The sequence below is a fragment of the Gudongella ferriphila genome (assembly GCF_046224405.1).
In the GTDB taxonomy this organism is placed as follows: domain Bacteria; phylum Bacillota; class Clostridia; order Tissierellales; family Tissierellaceae; genus Gudongella.
Genome location: NZ_JBJXRK010000001.1, coordinates 451,549 through 468,823 on the forward strand (window position 1 = coordinate 451,549; position 17,275 = coordinate 468,823).

The 17,275-nt window shown below is 42.5% G+C and carries 13 protein-coding genes; 1 reads left to right on the plus strand and 12 read right to left on the minus strand.

Translation table 11 applies throughout. The annotated features are described in order from the left end of the window. Positions 1 to 54: 54 nt before the first annotated feature. The 7 genes from ACKVDP_RS02235 to ACKVDP_RS02265 form a co-directional block, all read right to left on the minus strand. The gene (locus tag ACKVDP_RS02235; RefSeq protein WP_409227166.1) at positions 55 to 1,224 is read right to left on the minus strand and encodes a Wadjet anti-phage system protein JetD domain-containing protein; all 1,170 of its coding nucleotides are present in this window, start codon (positions 1,222 to 1,224) and stop codon (positions 55 to 57) included. Next, positions 1,221 to 4,421, minus strand: a complete 3,201-nt coding sequence (locus ACKVDP_RS02240) for an ATP-binding protein (protein WP_409227167.1) — start codon at positions 4,419 to 4,421, stop codon at positions 1,221 to 1,223. The genes ACKVDP_RS02235 and ACKVDP_RS02240 overlap by 4 nt, the downstream gene beginning before the upstream one ends. Next, entirely contained in the window at positions 4,390 to 5,016 is a 627-nt protein-coding gene (locus tag ACKVDP_RS02245; protein WP_409227168.1) for a DUF4194 domain-containing protein, read from the minus strand. The genes ACKVDP_RS02240 and ACKVDP_RS02245 overlap by 32 nt, the downstream gene beginning before the upstream one ends. Beyond that, positions 5,000 to 6,424 (minus strand): Wadjet anti-phage system protein JetA family protein, encoded by a 1,425-nt coding sequence (locus ACKVDP_RS02250; RefSeq protein WP_409227169.1) that lies wholly within the window; start codon positions 6,422 to 6,424, stop codon positions 5,000 to 5,002. Before ACKVDP_RS02250 ends, ACKVDP_RS02245 begins: the two co-directional genes overlap by 17 nt. A 157-nt stretch (positions 6,425 to 6,581) precedes the next feature. Further along, positions 6,582 to 6,872: a MoaD/ThiS family protein gene (locus ACKVDP_RS02255; protein ID WP_409227170.1), complete on the minus strand. Its 291-nt coding sequence runs from the start codon at positions 6,870 to 6,872 to the stop codon at positions 6,582 to 6,584. Between the two features lies 1 nt (position 6,873). After that, the gene (locus tag ACKVDP_RS02260) at positions 6,874 to 8,730 is read right to left on the minus strand and encodes an aldehyde ferredoxin oxidoreductase family protein (protein WP_409227171.1); all 1,857 of its coding nucleotides are present in this window, start codon (positions 8,728 to 8,730) and stop codon (positions 6,874 to 6,876) included. A 24-nt stretch (positions 8,731 to 8,754) separates the two neighbouring features. Beyond that, positions 8,755 to 9,849: an NAD(P)-dependent alcohol dehydrogenase gene (locus ACKVDP_RS02265; protein WP_409227172.1), complete on the minus strand. Its 1,095-nt coding sequence runs from the start codon at positions 9,847 to 9,849 to the stop codon at positions 8,755 to 8,757. Between the two features lie 166 nt (positions 9,850 to 10,015). Here ACKVDP_RS02265 and ACKVDP_RS02270 point away from each other — a divergent pair, with 166 nt between their 5' ends. Beyond that, complete coding sequence (locus ACKVDP_RS02270; protein ID WP_409227173.1) at positions 10,016 to 10,906, plus strand: LysR family transcriptional regulator; 891 nt, start codon at positions 10,016 to 10,018, stop codon at positions 10,904 to 10,906. 114 nt (positions 10,907 to 11,020) lie between these two features. Here ACKVDP_RS02270 and ACKVDP_RS02275 read toward each other — a convergent pair whose 3' ends face one another. The 5 genes from ACKVDP_RS02275 to ACKVDP_RS02295 form a co-directional block, all read right to left on the minus strand. Further along, positions 11,021 to 12,406 (minus strand): FAD-binding oxidoreductase, encoded by a 1,386-nt coding sequence (locus tag ACKVDP_RS02275; protein ID WP_409227174.1) that lies wholly within the window; start codon positions 12,404 to 12,406, stop codon positions 11,021 to 11,023. 195 nt (positions 12,407 to 12,601) lie between these two features. Next, on the minus strand, positions 12,602 to 13,717 hold the full coding sequence (locus ACKVDP_RS02280; RefSeq protein WP_409227175.1) for an HD-GYP domain-containing protein: 1,116 nt from the start codon (positions 13,715 to 13,717) through the stop codon (positions 12,602 to 12,604). Beyond that, on the minus strand, positions 13,698 to 15,476 hold the full coding sequence (locus ACKVDP_RS02285) for a hypothetical protein (protein WP_409227176.1): 1,779 nt from the start codon (positions 15,474 to 15,476) through the stop codon (positions 13,698 to 13,700). The genes ACKVDP_RS02280 and ACKVDP_RS02285 overlap by 20 nt, the downstream gene beginning before the upstream one ends. A 236-nt stretch (positions 15,477 to 15,712) precedes the next feature. Next, positions 15,713 to 16,306 carry a hypothetical protein gene (locus ACKVDP_RS02290; protein WP_409227177.1) on the minus strand — a complete coding sequence of 198 codons (594 nt, stop codon included), beginning with the start codon at positions 16,304 to 16,306 and terminating at the stop codon, positions 15,713 to 15,715. Then, the coding region (locus tag ACKVDP_RS02295) for a MarR family transcriptional regulator (protein ID WP_409227178.1) at positions 16,291 to 17,275 on the minus strand (985 nt) is incomplete at its 5' end. The genes ACKVDP_RS02295 and ACKVDP_RS02290, both read right to left, overlap by 16 nt.

Sequence of the window (17,275 nt, forward strand, 5' to 3'; positions counted from 1 at the left end):
TGTAGGTTTAATATATTATCTCAAGAGAATCCAATTTTCATTTAAAACACATCCTCACAAAATAGCCTCCTGTTCAAGCTTCACATTGTTCTCCAACATATATTCAACGGTCTCTCTAAATTGTCCATCAAGTAATTTCTTAAGTCTTTTTCTATCGTTTTCAGAAAGTGGTTTTCCATTGTCCTCATATTTTTTCAAAGTGTCCTTATCCATTTTATATGGCATAAATTCGATTCCTGTAGTTCTGTTTAAATGCTCCAATATAAGAAACCCTCCAGCATCAATATCGCCAAAGTGAAAGAAACTTGTTTCTTTGTTCTGGTCATGAAGCATTCTGATAAAATTTCTTCTCACTCTGTTATGGAACCCACCCAAGTATATTACAAAATATCCCTTTTCATTGAATCTATGGAAGGAAGTAAGGTTCTCGACCGTCATAACTTTTCCCTCAAAAACCTGAACAGCTTCAATGTCATCTATCATACTTGACGAGATGGCGATATCCGAATCCAACTTGCTTAAGTCAATTTTCTGACCAGACAGACAAATTTCCCCGGCACCTTTGAAATTAACATATGTAGGTGTTCTGAACAGATTGAAATTACCTAATATTTCTTCCTTCTCGGGGTAATCTCCGTAATCGTAAAGAAGACTTTCTACCTTTCCCTGAATATGCCCAAATGCCTTTGAATCGTTATATAGCTGCACTGAAAACTCCCTTATGAATTGCTCCTCTTGCAGATTTCCTAGCTCTTTAACAGCAACAAGCACTCTTTCAAATTCATCGAAGTCACCTGAAAAGAACCTTACGCCCCTGTTCTCTCTTATCCTTTGAAGCTGGTCCTTCAGGTAACTATCTAAAACCTCACTATTTCTGCAATATTTTCTGATTAATCTTTCCAGTCTATCGTTTATTTGGTTCTTTGGGATCCTCTTGATGTACCTATAGACTTCATCAAGAGCTTCGGTATTTAGATAAACCTCGCTGATTACTCCTCCACCTGATTTTTTTGTCTTTACAAGTCCTTTCCTGGCCAGTACTTCCACCTCTTCATTTATATCTCTGAAAAGATCGTAGTTTGAATGGTCCTCATACTTTGGAAACAGGGTTGATATCCTAACCTTGAATTTTTGATTCACCTTATTTGTTCCCTCAAAGCTCTTGCTGCTTTCATACTTGTCCAAAAGCTCATTTAGGATTTTCTTTTCATATTTGCCCATCATAGGTCATACACCTCAACAATTGCATTGTTACCTTCCCTTATGGCCAAGAGAACGGTATCGACCTTTTCTCCGATGATTTCCATCTTCCCTGGTGGTGTAGCCAATATGATCTGGAAATTTTGGCTGTTGAAAAAGTCCATCATTGCAGCTATCCTATTGTCGTCCATCTTGTCAAAAGCCTCATCCAGCATGATTATCCTGATCGTGTTCCCTGCCCTATACAGCTGTACAAATGACGCCGCTATTGCAACATAGTAGGGCGTTTGGGTCTCACCACCGCTCTTTTCGCCATAGATATTTGAGAACCTCTGGCTGCTCCCATCCATTTTCTCAACGATTATGTCATAATCCAGATAGCTTCTGTAATCTGTATATTCCAAAATCACCTTGTCTCCCAAGTCGTCGTATGCAGTCAGTTTTTCAAAGAGGTCGTTTATTTCCTCCTGATACTGACTTTCAAAACTATAACGGAACATCTGGCTGCCTCCAGTGTTCTGGTCGGACATGATCATCTGGTAAAGCTTCTCCTTCTTCTTGTTGTTTGTAATCTCGAACCTGTAGCTGTCCTCCCCGTAGTAGATTCCCCTAAGGGCCTTGTTTAGCTGCTTGAACTCAAGTCTGGCACTTTCAATATTCTCCTTTAACCTGGCCAGGAAGGATTCCTTGAACTCCAGCTCGCAGTTATCCTTTGCCTTGGCCAGCTGGTCCTCGTACTTCACAATTTCAGATGAGACCTGCTTATGGTGTTCCCTTACATACTCCTCCATTGCCTCCCGTCCGGTTCCAAAATCACAATCATAAAGGCTACAATATCCCCTCTGTTGGTCCTTAAGAATGTCAGTGAGTTTGACCACCGTGTTCTCAAGACCTAACGTGTGAGGTGAAAAGTTTGTGATTATGGTCTCTGGCGACTTGGATCTTGACTGGTCCTCATACTTTCTAATTCCTTCTTCAAAGGCATCCGATTCAGTCTCTCTGAGATTATTGAGAACTCCCTCCCTTTCCTTATATTCTCTTTCTATTTCAGCAGTCTTGCTTCTGTTGGTCTCCATATCCTTCTCTAAAGCCGTACACTGGGCTACGTACTCCCTACTTTCCCTAAGAAGTCTTTCTACCTTTTCTCTACACTGGGAAATCTCACCCTTAATCTCCAGGTATGTTGGATTGCTTTTTGCCTTTTCCAGCTCATTTCTTTTTATGAACAAATTTTCTTCTATTCTCGAAATCTCATCAGGTATTGGCAGGTTATCCTTGACTGTTTCCATGTGGCAGGAATCAAGGGCATCGAGGATGGTTTCAAATCTTTCAACATCCTTTCTCAATATGCCCAGTTCCTTGACTGTCTCCTCAAGCTCAGCCTCCCTGATTTCAAGCTGCTTTTTGTAAGCGATTGCGCCTATGAATGGAGGGTTGTAGATCTTCTCGTCAATCTTCCTGGCAGCATAGTTCTGATACAGCATGCAACCTTCAGTTATTGCAACCTTATGTTTCTTCAAATCCTCAAGCCTGGGACACCTGGTAACCCTGTTAAGGAGGTAATATGCATATGACCTTGCATACCTGTTGTTACTTGCTACAAAGTAGGCCAAGGATGATCTCTCTGCCTCAAGCTCCAGGTTCAGTTTGTCGGTGTTTATCAGACCTACGGAATGGATCCTTTCCTTAACTCTGTTATATGTATCCAGGGCCACCTGGTAATACCTGGGATCTACCAGCAGGTAAAACCTCTGTGTGTTCAAGTAGCCCTCTATGGCATTTTGCCAGGAAGGATCGGTGATTTCAAGAAGTTCTGAGAAAATCCATACATTTGCTCTTATTCCACGCTTTTTGAACTCTGACAGTATTTCCTCCCTTAGATTAACGGTGTTCTGTGGATAGGTCAACTTCTTGTTCTGAAGGTCCCTTATCTCATCCTGAAGCTTTCTCCTTGTGTGCTCCAGCTGGCTTATCCTTTGCCTTGAACCGTAAAGCCTGTCGTTGTATTGACTCTTGTTGACCCGGACAATTCCCTCCATCTCATATGCCCTTTCAAGCTTTTCATCCAGGGGAAACTTGCTGTTCCCCATATCATCAATCTGCTTCCTGGTTATGGTTGAAATCCCTTCTCTGAAAAGTAGTTCAAATGCTTTCTGGCATTTCTGTAACATGGCAGAAAGCCTTCCCAGTTTTTCAGCCAGATGTTCCTTCTCCTTCTCCATGGACCCTATCTGGTTCTCAATACCCTGAATCAGTCTTGTGACCTCGTTGCTCTGGAGAGCAGCCTCAAGTCCAATGAGTCTGTTGTTCTCTCTTTCGTATGCCTCCTCGGTCTCTCTTCTTCTTGTAAAAACATTGGCTAGTTTCCCCTTTATCACATAGGTATCCCTCTCCAGTCTATCCATCTGATTCTTGAGTTTCTCAAGTTCTGCTTTCTTTAGAAGGATTTCATTGACCTTTCTGTCCTTCTCCTTTGACTGGATCTCAGCTTCCTTTTGGAGAATACCCTCTAGTGATTCTATCTTGCTCCTAGTCTTTGCCATAAGCTCCTCAAATTCCTTAAGATGGCGGATGTTCTCCCTGAGGGAATGTACTTCAATCCTTTTTTCCGAAAGGATGAACTTGTTGATGAAATCCTTCACATTGTCCATGGGCTTAAAGGCCAGTGACTTTGGTATCATGTCAAAGAATCTGTCTTCAAGGTTCCCAAGCCTTCTTCCAAATCTTTGTTTTGCTTCTCCCATCTGACCGATAAGCACGATTTTTCTGTCCTTACGCCTAAACTCATCCTTCATTGATGGTCTTCCGCCGGTTATGAAGCTTATCTCATCCAGCCTGCACTCCTCCACGAACCACTTTGTACTAAGCCTTGCGTCCTCATCAGGTGACTCCATCATTGCCCCCATTGTAAAGTATGACGATTTTGTCTCTTCAAAAAACTCCAGGGCGACGTAGGATATTACGGTCCCTTTCCTCAGGAATGCATTTTCCTCATCCCCTGTCTTGCATCTGACATAACCCCTCAAATCCCTTTTGCTCTTCTCATTGGCAGCTGTATTGAACTTCCTGGTATTGGTTGTCAGAACCAGTTGAATGGCATCAAGCACGGTTGATTTTCCGGATGTGTTCTCTCCAGAAATGAGGAAGGATCCATCAACTTCAATGGTTTCATTTATGAAATAATGCCAATTAATCAGCCTGATCCTGGTCAATCTCTTCATCCTCAACACCTCCACCTGCAAATTTTTCAAGTCTCTCTGATATCTCCTCTGCCAGCTTGTTTATATTCTCACCAGGTGCTGCAAAGAGTACCGATGGATAGATTACTATCCTTGCATCGGAAAGAGTCACATCAGTATCAATGTTGGATACGATATTGAATCTTTTAAAAAGCCTGATCACTTCCCTAAATGTGGTCTTGTCCATGGTGGGCTTGGATTCTATCCTAAGCATTCCATACTTATCATGGATATCCTCTGAAAACACCATTATATCCTCATTTGCACTTAATTCCCTTCTTTTTTCTATGTAAAGAAGCCTCAAAATCAGGAGGACTATGGTCTCAATCTTCTTCAAGCGAAACCTTCCCGTACCATTGTAGTTAACAAGTCCAGCAACATCGCTATTTTCATTGATTTTTAATTCATAACCCAGAAGATCAAAGTACTCCTGGAATTTTTCCCTATGCTGCAGAATGAAAATATAGTCATTTCTGGTATCTTCCTTCTTCTTCAGCACAAAGCAATGGTTGAGAAGCTTGTTCGCAGCGCTTCTGAATCTTTCCTTCTGGGTTGAGCTTTCACTGAATATTTCCATCCCCATCCCGCCTTTCTATCTCAAAATCCTCAAACCTAAAACCTTTTGATTCAATTATACTTCCATTTCTCTTTACCCTATAGCTGGACAGGTGATGCCTTCCATAGAGGCTTATGAATATGACCCTTATAAGGTCCCTCTTTGTTGCCAGTGGCAGGGTAGATGCAAGGATTGTCTCCCTGTCTCCCAGACTCTCCATCACAAAAGAGTTGACGTTTTTTCTTGAAAACCTGTTTCGGTGCTTTTCCCTGAGGGCCATCTTTCTTACCAGTCTTTCCTCATCACTTAATCCAATTGACTTGTCCAGCAGCTGGGGTAGCTGGTTCTTCCTTGTGATGGGCATGACATATAATGACTCCCCATCTAGAAAACCCTGTGGGAATATTTCAAATATCTTTAGAAAATCATCCTCTGTATCATCATTTAGGCCAGTCTCACCCTCCCTGTTAAGCTCATCCGCCATAAGGGCAAGAATCTGGAATATCTTACCGTCCGTATTCCCAGAATCATTCAAGAGAAACTTTGCCCTGGCAACAGAGCTTGAAAGGTATTTCGTATGCTTATCATCAATTTCCCTTGCAATATCATCGTAGCTGTTAAAGGAGGAGATCGTCCTTAGGATTCTGCTCCTAAGTTCCTCCCTGGCAAGTTGCCTGCTTTCCACCTGCTCAAGTTCCATAAATCCGTCCACTGTTCTCTCAAATACGTTTTTATCATCCATAATATATCTTAGTCTTTCCACAATCTCCAGCCTGTAGTGGGAAATATTCTCACTGGTCTTCATGCGGTGGTAGCTTTTCGATCCTATCTCTATGTTGTAGTCGAAGAAATCCCTTACAATCTCTGCTGCTGTCTTATCCCTGGTTATACTGTCTATCCTGTTCTTGATGGAGGTATTGAGCTTTTTAAGACCAACCATGACATACTCCGTATTTTCGATGACCTTCTTTATTACGTTCTCATAGGGTCTTCCATATCCCTCCAGGTTCATAAGGATACCATAGATTGAAGATATCTCACTTTGGTATTCCATCTCCTCATTTCTATCAACCTTGATAAGTGCTTCGATGATTGTTGCAGCATAGTCATGGAGATTGACCTTCACATTGTAGCTGGCATCGTGTTCAAACTCAATCCAACCACAGTTTTTCAGATGTCTAAGAACGGAAGTTGCCTTGGATCTCGAATCCGTAACAGATACTTCCTCCTCGTCAAAGACCATTTCATCAGGATGCCTTTCATCAAAGTATTGCTCAAGCTTTCCAATCAGGACCTCCCTTTCCACGCCAAAGGAGAACTCGGTTCTGTAGGTATCATATATTATCTCCATGCAATCCACATAGGTTTCTTTATATTTACTTGTTAGTGGCTTGAAAAAATCATCCGAAAGAATGTTGAACAACTTCATATGAAAACTCCTTTAGATCAACCATTTGCAAGACTAATGACCCTTGCCATCCATTTAATTCTACCACTAATTCATAAAGAATAGAAAGTAAAATACCAAACATTATTTTCTGTACGAAAAATGCAGCCCTCAGTGGGGCTGCATTTACATTATAAACTTATCCTCCTCCAACAGGTGGAAAAAACAAGACACTATCGCCATCATTTAGTTTGGTGTCAAAACCCTCCCTTGCAAATATATTGACACCATTAACCATTATGACCAATCCTTCTTTTAGTCTATGCTGTCCGCTCATTGTGATGTTTGTAAACTCCTTGCCGAACATGTCTCCAAGTTCCTTGATCATGCTTCCAACAGTGCTGTCCTTAGGCAGCTCTATCACCTGTGATTTTTTTCCTCCAAACAGCTTCTCCATTCCCATAAATGTGTTCAGGGTTATGCTAATCATATTATCCCAGCTTAATATTCAGTTCCTGAAGCTTCTCTTTGGTTGGTACTCCCTCTTTTGTCCAACCTCGAACCTCATAGTACTCATCCAGCATGGCATCCAGATCTTCCTGAGGAATATGCTGACCCTTTGAATCCCCAGCCTTTATGGGCTCCGTCATGATTCTTTTTGGGAAAGTATCATCTTTTCTTGTCATTCCGGCGGAAATGTTAAAGAGCCTTGCAAGGTTGTTCACTCGCTCCCCAACCCTTTCCACCTCTTCCGGAGTCAGGCTTAGACCTGAAGCGGCATTTACCATGTTTGCAGTATTCTCCAGAGCCGTCCCTGGAAGTGCCATGTCAAATAGGAATGCACACATAGTTGGGCAATCGCAGGTTGCTGTTCTAACATCCTGGTCCCACTTGGTCAGTTTTCCCTTGCCTTCAATTGCAAATCTGTCCACCGCATAGGGCACCGGGATGGAAAAGATCTCCTGGAATGCATATCCCCTGTTGTGGTCTGCACCGGTGTAGCTTGTGGCGTAGTTCAACCCATGGGCTTTGGCTCCCCTAGGGTCATATGCAGGGAACTCAAGTCCCTTGACATGCATGGCGTAATCTTCACTTGCCTTGCCTAACTTCTCAGATAACACCCTTGAACCATCAGCCAGCAGCTCTCCCAAGCCCTCTTTCTTATATGCAATTTCAGTTATCGCATCGTACATGGCTTCATGGTTGCCAAACTTAAGGTCAAATCCGCTTAAATCATCCTTGGATAGTAGTCCTTTCTCATAAAGCTCCATGGCAAATCCAATTGTCACACCGGTTGACATTGTGTCCAGCCCCAACCTATCACACAGGTTGTCAGCTGCGATTATGCTGTCAAGGTCCCTTACGCCGGTCTGGCCCCCAAAGCTGTAGTATGTCTCATACTCAGGGTCTGATAGAGCCCCGATGTACTTGCTGCTGCCCCTTACAAGCTTCAGCTGGCTGCACCCTACAGGGCATCCATAGCAGGGTTCACTTGCAATGCTTGCCTCGATGCTTTTTTCCGCTCCAATATCAGGAGTATAATCCTTCTCCCCTGTGGTCATGAAGTTTTCCGACGGAAACATTCCCAGGGCATTTATTGCATCAACCATCATGGGAGTACCGATTTTGGAGAAGCTTGGATAGAGAACAGGACTCTCCTTCATGTGTTTTAGCATGGCGCTTCTGGCTTCTTTGAAGGCGTTCTCATCTGCAATCTGGACAGTTCCAGTGCCCCTGACAGCAATTGCCTTAAGGTTCTTTGAACCCATTACAGCTCCTACTCCCTTTCTGCCAAAAGCTCTCCTTTCATTGATTATACAGGCCATCTTGGAAAGATTCTCCCCTGCAGGCCCAATACAGGCAATTCTAAGCTGCTGATCATTAAGGTCATGCTTAAGAAAAGACTGGGTGTCAAAGGTCTCCATTCCCCATATCTTATCCGCCTTTCTTATTTTTACCTGGTCGTCCTTGATGTGTATGTAAACAGGCTCCTCAGACTTCCCCTCAACAATAAGTGCGTCATATCCGGCAAATTTAAGCTCCACTGGAAAATGACCACCTGATGTTGCCATGCCAACAGCTCCAGTAAGGGGCGATTTGGTCACAACAGACATCCTGCTGGCGCAGGGGCTGCTAGTCCCGCTCAACGGACCTGGCGCAAATATCATCTTATTGTCTTCACCAAATGGGTCAGCATCACCAGGAACCTCATCGTAGAGATACTTAAGACCGAAGCCCGCGCCACCAATGTAGTCCCTTGCCATCTCCTCCTTGAGCTCCTCTTTGGTAATCTCACCAGTTGTCAGATTGACCCTTAACACTTTTCCTTGATATCCACCTTTTAACATAGTTATCCTCCTTCCATAAATTCTCTAATCCATAACCAATACAGGCTTGATCGTCAATCCCTTGTGGGAATCCTCAAAGGCCTGATTTATATCCTCAAACTTATACTTCTTAACAAGCTTGTCAATTGGGAATTTTCCTTCCTTATAGTACTTGATCAGCTCCGGTATAAAAATTTGAGGTATGGAATTTCCTTCAATAAAACCCTTCATGGTTTTTCCTTCAGCCATCAAGGCATTTTGGATGTTTAAGGTAACATCACCGGTAGCCCCCACAATCGCACAGGTTCCCAATACCTTAAGTGCATACATGGCTTGGTTTACAATTTTGGGAACTGCGGTTGTCTCTACGGTATAATCAGCACCACCATTTGTTATTTTCTTTATTTCCTCAACCACGTCATCTACTTCCTTGTAGTTAATCAAATCTGTAGCACCGAAGCCTTTTGCCATTTCCAGTTTTTCATTGCTACCGCTTACCACAAGTATCCTTTCACAACCAGCAATCTTTGTCCCCATGACAGCTGTCAATCCAACAGATCCCATGCCAAACACCACCAGGGATGAGCCAACTTGAGGCTTCAATCCATTGAGGACTGTCCCTGCCCCAGTTTGAAACCCACATCCCAAGGGTCCAACTACCCCAAGGTCAACGTCTTTATCGACTACAACAACATTTCTTTCATTTACTGTTGCATATGTAGCAAAAGATGATTGTCCGAAAAATGTTGATACCTCATTACCGTCTTGAGACAGCCTCTTGGTTCCATCATTCATTATTCCACCAAAGTTCAGATCATTAAACTCCTTGCACACATATGGCTTCCCCGTCAGACAGTTATGGCATCTACCGCAGGAACTGAAGGATAGAACCACATGGTCGCCTTTGTTCACTCCCTTTACACCTTTCCCCACCTCTTCCACTATTCCAGAGCCTTCATGTCCCAGGACAGCTGGTAGAGGAACTGGTATCAATTGGTCTCTTGAAACTGCATCAGTATGGCATACTCCGCAAGAAACGATTTTCACAAGGACCTCATCATATTTTGGACCATCCAATTGAACATCTTCGATCTTAAACTCTCTTCCCTTACTGTGGGTCACTGCTGCTTTGATTAGCATTTCTTACTCTCTCCTCCAAATATTCAAAAATTTCCAACTACTTCTACTTCAATCTTATATTACTTTAAATCAACATGGAAACATCACTTATTTGTAAACCCAACAACTAAGAGTTGTAGTACTGTCCATTGAACTGTATAATATTGTAAAGAAGGAGATGACCTGAATGGATATAAATAAGCTTAGATATTTTTTGAAAATCTGTGAAGAGACCAATATTTCAAAAGCCGCTTCTGGATTGTTCATCAGCCAGCAGGGCTTGAGCAAATCAATCATCAGCCTTGAAAATGAATTGAAGGTCCCTCTTTTCTACAGGACAGCCGAGGGTATGATTCTGACCAAATACGGGTCAGCTATTAAGGAGTACGCTGAGGAGATTGTCTCCAATGAAGCCAAAATCCTGGAGACCATAGATGGGTTGAAAAATCCTGAAAAGCAGCCCTTGAAGGTTTTTTTCGCCCTTGGGGTGCTGAACTCCTTACCTGTGGACTTTATAGACCAGTTCACCTACAACCACCCGGATATAGATTTTAGTTACATGGAGTACCCTGATAACATGTGCCACCAGGCAGTCCTTGACAACGAGGATTGCTTGGGTATAGTGCTCGGGCCCACTGATGATTCAACGTTTAGCTGTGAACTACTGAAACGCCATACGCCCCATGCAATCGTAAATAATACCCATCCTCTTGCAAGTAGGGATTCCCTGAGTCTTGAGGATCTGCATCAGGAGAATGTGATCACTATAAACGAGGATTTCCAAATGTATCACAACTTCCTGCAGGCATGCAGGACAAAGGGTGTCAGTCCAAATATCGTCCATACAACAGGCGAAATCTTCGTCACCTACAAAATGAGTAGTCTGGACAGGGGCATTGGCATATCCGTTGACTTTGTATCTGAAGATCTTAGTTTTTCAAATGTGAAATCAATACCTATTATCTGTGATATTTTCACCTGGGATGTGACGGTCATTGCCAAGAAAGACAAAGCCCTTGGTTGGGCAGGAGAAAACTTTGTGAAGTATTTGAAGAGTTACTACAACTCAACTGAATAATACAAAGTAATATTTCCCTTGCTTTTCCCATATTGAAAGATGCAGCCATTGCCTGGCTGCATCTTTTAAATAGTATCCTCATATTATTGCCACTTTCCTCTTCCTGAGAACACCCTACTTATCAAGTGGGATATTCAGATTGAAACAGAACATATTCTCCGGGTCATACCTTCTCTTTAGACCCACCAGCTTCTCAAATGCCTCCTGCGAAAAGGCATCCCTGGTTCTGTTCCACTTCTCGCTTCCAACAAGGAAGTTCAGATAAACACCCTCTTTAGAAGAGGCCTTCAGCTCATCCCTGAAGCCTTCAATTATTTCACCTAGAGCCAACTTCATCTCTTCAGATGGAATCAAGCCCAATAGCTTCAGTATATACTTTGCATCACGCTGGCTGTATGCATTGGAGCTTCTATCCACCCTCTCCACAGCACCTCCTGCATGGTATATCTCACCAAACAAAAGTGGAATAGGCTCATTCTGTGGAAATCCTCTCCTTATCATGGTGTCAAACACATCATCATTCAGCTCAGTCAGTATAATGTTTGTAACTGATGCAGGGATTGGATCCTTTGGATCGTTGCTGATGGTATCTGAATCCCTAAAGGGTATGACTCCAAAGAGATTTGCCATAGGTTCCTTCCACTGGGTCCATGACCTGATGGCTTCCTCCCCCTTTTCCTCAGGACCGTCATAGCATCCACGGACTATTACCACAGACATACCCTGCAGGAATTCCGGTACTATTGGCAATGGAGGGAAGTTGGCAACTGCAATGGATGTGGACCAATCATCCTCAATGTCCTCTATCCATTCCCTGTATCTTGAAAACACTTCCTTGGCAGCTTCGCGGGGGTAGATAAGGTTTCCGGCATAGACATCCTTAACAGGAACCAGCCTTATTTCCATGGCTGTAACAACTCCAAGGGCAGGTCCTGATCCACAAAGCCCCCAGAAAAGATCCTGGTTTTCATCCTTACTTGCCTTCAGTATCTCCCCTGTGCCTGTCACAACATCAAGGGAGATGACATTATCAACTGAAAGTCCATACTTTCGTGACAACCATCCCATTCCTCCACCAACTGTATATCCCACGGCACCAACATCCGATGAAGATCCCATAAGCGGTGCCAAACCTTCATCCTGTGCCTTTTGGAGAACATCAATCCACTGGGCTCCCGCTTCCACCCGTGCTGTCTTATTGACAGGATCCACCTCTACCTTCTTCATGGAGGACACCACAATGAGCAAACCGTCATCCGCAGGTATTGCTGCACCATGACCGGTGCTCTTGACAGCGACCTTAAGTCCATGGTCCTTTGCGAACCTGACCGCCTCTGCAATATCCGAGGCGTTCCGGGCAACAACTATCACCTGGGGTTTCTGGACCACAGAAAGCTCCCAGTTCGACCTGGCAGCATCATATTCCTCACTTTCGGAGGTTAGGACGCTTCCACCTATCCTTGAAGTCAGCTCTTCCAAATCCTTGACTGTCACCTTCACTTAAATCACCCCTATAATTAATTATTTAACAAAAGACCCCTTACAAGAGTAAGGAGTCTTTTATGTAGAGTATGATTAAATAAATTTAGATTTGCCTATCATCATCGCTTTATTCATATACCCTTTTAAAGTATTGCATAAACAAACTTTAATCATCCTGTTGTTATCTTTTACTTGGGCCTCCAGATCAGGTTTCTACTCCATTTCCTGATGGCTGAGCATCTCAATAAAGCTCTCAACCAGCTTGGGATTTAGTCCGGTTCCAGCGTCGTGACGTAATATTCCAAGGATCTGATCATGGTCAAGACGGGTTCGGTATGGTCTGTTGCTTCTAAGTGCATCATATATATCCGCAATGCTTATCATCTGACTGACAAAATGTGGTTTCCAGGTATCCGTTATGTTAGGGTATCCACCTCCATTGTATTTGATGTGGTGTTCCAATGCAGCTAAGATTGATATCCTTGGTATTCCCTTCTGATTGCACAGATACATGACCCCCTTTAAGGTATGGGATTTTATTATTTCAAACTCATCCGGTGTCAAGGGTCCTGTCTTATTGAGTATCTTCTTTGAAACCAGCATTTTTCCAACATCATGCATCAAGGCTGCATAGATGATATCCAACAGCTCCGATCCGGCTATGCCTATGTGCTTGGCAAGGGACATGGCGAGAAGTGCTACGTTTATTGTGTGCACATAGGTGTACTCATCCTCACTCTTGACTTCAGCCAGATATTTCAATGGGCTGGCTGAATATCTGAAAGTATCAACCAAATCTACGGACAGGTTTTTTACCGTATTGAAGTTGAAGGACTTTTGAAAATCAAGATTTTGCAGCATCCAGATGAAGTCCTGGGATGAATCCAGGTCCACAATGGAATCGACCTTCTTGTGGTTGTCAGCTATTTCCTCTTCAGAGATCCTGCCCAGCAATATATGTGCATAATCAGAAGGCCCCAAATTGTCTCCACCCGTTCCAAAGGTATCTGAGAGAAAAGCAGACAGCTCTTCCGCTTCCAAGCCTTTCAAAAATACAATCTGGTCAATATTGACCTCTCTCAAGACCCGAACCATGGCCTCCGATACCCTTCCATTTCCAACTACCGGCTTTTGATCAACCAGCATGTTTTCATTGAATACTCCAACAATGAGTCTGTCCTCGGCTCCAAGAACCTGGTTAATCCTATCCATCAGCTGTACTACAGACGATCTTGCTTGAGGATGATTGTGAGAGTATAGCCTTATGGAATTGATTGCACCCAACAGATCAGGCAAAATATGGTCTTTTCTATCTAGGCTTGTATTCATGGCTGACTCCTTTTAGATGCTTTCTGATTCTCCTAAGGTTTTTCGGCGATAGGGTGATTCTCTTTCTCATCAGTTTCTTTTCCATATCCTCATAAGCCATGTAATCTATGGAAGATACGGTATCGATTGTCTTCACTATGAACTTGAACATGGTATCATCAATGTAGAAGGTCCTGATCCTGTTTAAAAGAGTACCGATAAGCTCCGTAATCTTGAACTCCCTAATCAAATCAAGCAGGCCAAATATCATGTCACTTTCACCATTTTGAATGGTCCTAGCAATGTCATCCCTGATGCCCTCATCATTCTGGGTCAGCAGGATTCTGATAGCCAGCAGCTTGGCATCTGCCGAATCAAGGGCATGCAGCCTTGATGTCAGCTCCTTTGGTATTGAGCCTGAATGCCCCTTGATTATTGGCATACACCTTGATATTCCAATTGTAGGGTCCTCTACAAGCCTCCTGACAGCATGAATGGCTGCAGTCTCCTGAAAGGACTGGATCAGGCTGAGAATACCTCTTCTTGTAGAAAGATTCTCTTCCTTTATGTAATCATCCATCAGCCAGTATAGGTTCTTATGACCACTAACCCGTATTACAACCTCCAAATGATTGTCCCTGTATGAGTTGCTGCCCCTTATTGCTTCCGACATTCTCAGAACCGTTGAATCCTGCTGAATATATGAACATACCAACTGGTCATCTGTCAATGACTGGATGAATTGCCAGTCATTATCATCAATAAACTGGTCGAGATAACTATGTATGCTGTCTACAAAGCACATATGCATTTCACTGTCCAATTTGGCCTTTGTCAGCTGAATAAGTGCCGTTACTATTGTCCTGTTGATAAGGGTCTTGTCAAACATATCAATTTCGGTGATGGTTTCCATGGATTGACCATCATATGCCAAGAGACTCCTCAGATGCTGTCTGTAATCTTCTGTAACATACAGCTCGTATGCTTCCCTCTCAACCAGCTTGTTGACCTGGTCATGGCTTATTCCATCAACGGGTTCCCCCAAGCTGTCATGCCCTGCCAGCTTTCTGGCTGCATCCATTGCAACAAGCAGGTCAATCAATGAAGGAGATATGGAATTTTCCTTGGCCTTTACCCTTGCAATCATCTCAGAAATTACTTCATCCGACAGTCCCTGAATAAAATCCGGAACATCGGTCTGGGACATTTTGGAAAGCTCGTCAAGGGCAATGTCTATCAGTTCATCTGTATCGCAGCTATCAATATTTGGATTAAGGGGCTTCAAAGACTCATAAAGCTGAATTTTGATCTGATCTACATCCCCGGGCTGGTCCTGGACTTCATTTAGGTTCCCATAACTCAGTCTCCCATAGTCAATCTCCTCAACCTGGATTGAATCAATATTATGAATGGCATACTGGATATCAGTATGATACAACAGTTTGCTGCTGTTTGGGATGGAATTCAGGAGATATAGGAAATCCATAATGGCCGAGAATCCCACCCCTTCATGGAAAGTTACTGAGTTGATGCCACGACCACTAAACAAATGTGTAAGGTAACCTACTTTTAAGTTGTCCACACTAAATTCCACATCATTAATGATCATGCTAAATCCAGTATCCACTATCCTGATACTAGGTGTGCTACCATGTAATTCACCAATTGTTCTGAGAAGGTCCAAGGCAGCCTGGTTGACGAAATCATGACCACGTGAATACAATAGATACTTTTTTTCCAGTATCACCAGTTCATTTAAAAACTCTTCGTATTTGGCCATCAAAACAATCCACCCCATTTTTCTGAAGCAAACCAGCTATGTGAGGGATGTGCAAATTCCATTTGTACCCATCCCTACAAATCCATATGCTTTCCCCTTAATTTTAACATTTTAGCCGAGTAATGCAAAGAAAAGTGTTCTGTTTTTAACACTTTTCTTTAGTCCTGCACATGGAAGTTTGGTTCTGCTTGAAATTATAGAAGTCAGAACACATGATGAATATATTTAATTAAATACTATGAAAGGCAGAGACTAAAGATGTCATTCTTGTGTTTCCTTATATTTTTTGTATCGATATCTTCTCCGATTTGTTTTCGATCTTTCATATCCAGCCATGCTTTAATCTTAAACAGGATTACTATTTCGATTTCAATTAGTGAATAACCATCCACAATCTGTTTTCCCTTTACTAATAAATCGTAATATTCGTCGTTTAATAGAATTGCAGAGAGACTTACGATGCTCTCATCAATGTGAAATGGAGTCAGCCCCCAATCGAAACTATGTCTAAAATTATTAGGAAGCCTACTGAAGAGCTCAATCATTTTGGGAAAGGATGAATCTTTTGGTTCAGTAAAACGATAGAATTGATTTTTGCCCGTTCCCTTCTCACGATACTCATATCCTCCATCTTCTATGAATTGCCAGAAGGTTTCTCCAAATGATGGATCTAGAGCCTCCAGAATGAGTACCATATCCAGATCCTTGGTTGCTCGAAATGGAACTCCAAGTTCATCCATAATAATATCGCAAGCTGTTCCTCCAATAAAGACATACTGACTTGTATGATTTCCAAAATACTCTTTAAATTTTTCTAATCCGTGTACCATGGCTCACCTCGCAAGATTTCCTCTAATGCCTGCTCAACTCTCTCATCAGATTCTTCCTTCAAAGACGCATATAATGACAGTAGGTCCACATGACGACTATTAGAAAACAGTCCAGGATCATAGTCCCAAAGCTCTAGCTCCACCGGTCTTGTATCATTTATAAGGTCCTTATTCTTAATAATTTCAACCTGCTCTTTATTCAGCTTGTTTCTGTCTATTGCCATGATTGGATTAGCAGGTGGATTGATCATGGACAATTCTGCCAAAGCATCCAGTCCAGCTGTCAAAGCACCAAAAGGTTTTGTCTTTGTGTAGATGATTTTCCTCACTGGCGTCTTTAGATATTCGCGCCCTCTTAGAAAGTAGTCCGGGTCTGGGATCCTCTTATAATCCTTGCTGCGGCCAGTCATACCTCCTATTTCATAGGTGATGAGATTCGCATGGTATAGATCATTTAATGCTCTAGATGCTGTCATTTTATTGAATCCCACCTTTTCCGCAAACTCAGTCGTGTTTAAGACTTCCTCCTTATGATACAAAAAGTACAAATACGCAATCTGTGCAGGTGTTGTAAAGCTAATCTTCTTATCTTCGAAATTTTCTTGGGCCTTTTTCATGTCAAGTCCCAAGAATGGCATATACATCTGTCCATCTTCAATTACAAAGGATATCCTGTTTTCAATCAGACTTTTTCTTCTATACCTCGTGATATCTCTGTAGAACAAAACAACTTGACAATCCGTTAGGTTCTTAACTTGTTTTATATGCTTTTGAAGCTGGTTGATATTTGGCATTTCATCAAGGACTTCTAATAAAATACACCGTGTCCCAAGAATCTTCATCTCATAGAAGTTGTAGCTATCCCCTAAAAAAACCGGAAAATTATTCTTTTTAGGCCACGGTTTTACTGTAAGATGTTCATCGATGTTTTCTTTCAAATAAAGCTCTGCTGACATGACCAATTGGATC

What these genes read in the sequence shown, in the direction of transcription:
- ACKVDP_RS02280 (WP_409227175.1), bottom strand. Translation starts at nt 13,717, where the DNA reads ATGAATACAAGCCTAGATAGAAAAGACCATATTTTGCCTGATCTGTTG.
- ACKVDP_RS02260 (WP_409227171.1), bottom strand. Translation starts at nt 8,730, where the DNA reads ATGTTAAAAGGTGGATATCAAGGAAAAGTGTTAAGGGTCAATCTGACA.
- ACKVDP_RS02285 (WP_409227176.1), bottom strand. Translation starts at nt 15,476, where the DNA reads ATGGCCAAATACGAAGAGTTTTTAAATGAACTGGTGATACTGGAAAAA.
- ACKVDP_RS02255 (WP_409227170.1), bottom strand. Translation starts at nt 6,872, where the DNA reads ATGATTAGCATAACCCTGAACACATTTATGGGAATGGAGAAGCTGTTT.
- ACKVDP_RS02240 (WP_409227167.1), bottom strand. Translation starts at nt 4,421, where the DNA reads ATGAAGAGATTGACCAGGATCAGGCTGATTAATTGGCATTATTTCATA.
- ACKVDP_RS02290 (WP_409227177.1), bottom strand. Translation starts at nt 16,306, where the DNA reads ATGGTACACGGATTAGAAAAATTTAAAGAGTATTTTGGAAATCATACA.
- ACKVDP_RS02270 (WP_409227173.1), top strand. Translation starts at nt 10,016, where the DNA reads ATGGATATAAATAAGCTTAGATATTTTTTGAAAATCTGTGAAGAGACC.
- ACKVDP_RS02250 (WP_409227169.1), bottom strand. Translation starts at nt 6,424, where the DNA reads ATGAAGTTGTTCAACATTCTTTCGGATGATTTTTTCAAGCCACTAACA.
- ACKVDP_RS02245 (WP_409227168.1), bottom strand. Translation starts at nt 5,016, where the DNA reads ATGGAAATATTCAGTGAAAGCTCAACCCAGAAGGAAAGATTCAGAAGC.
- ACKVDP_RS02235 (WP_409227166.1), bottom strand. Translation starts at nt 1,224, where the DNA reads ATGATGGGCAAATATGAAAAGAAAATCCTAAATGAGCTTTTGGACAAG.
- ACKVDP_RS02265 (WP_409227172.1), bottom strand. Translation starts at nt 9,849, where the DNA reads ATGCTAATCAAAGCAGCAGTGACCCACAGTAAGGGAAGAGAGTTTAAG.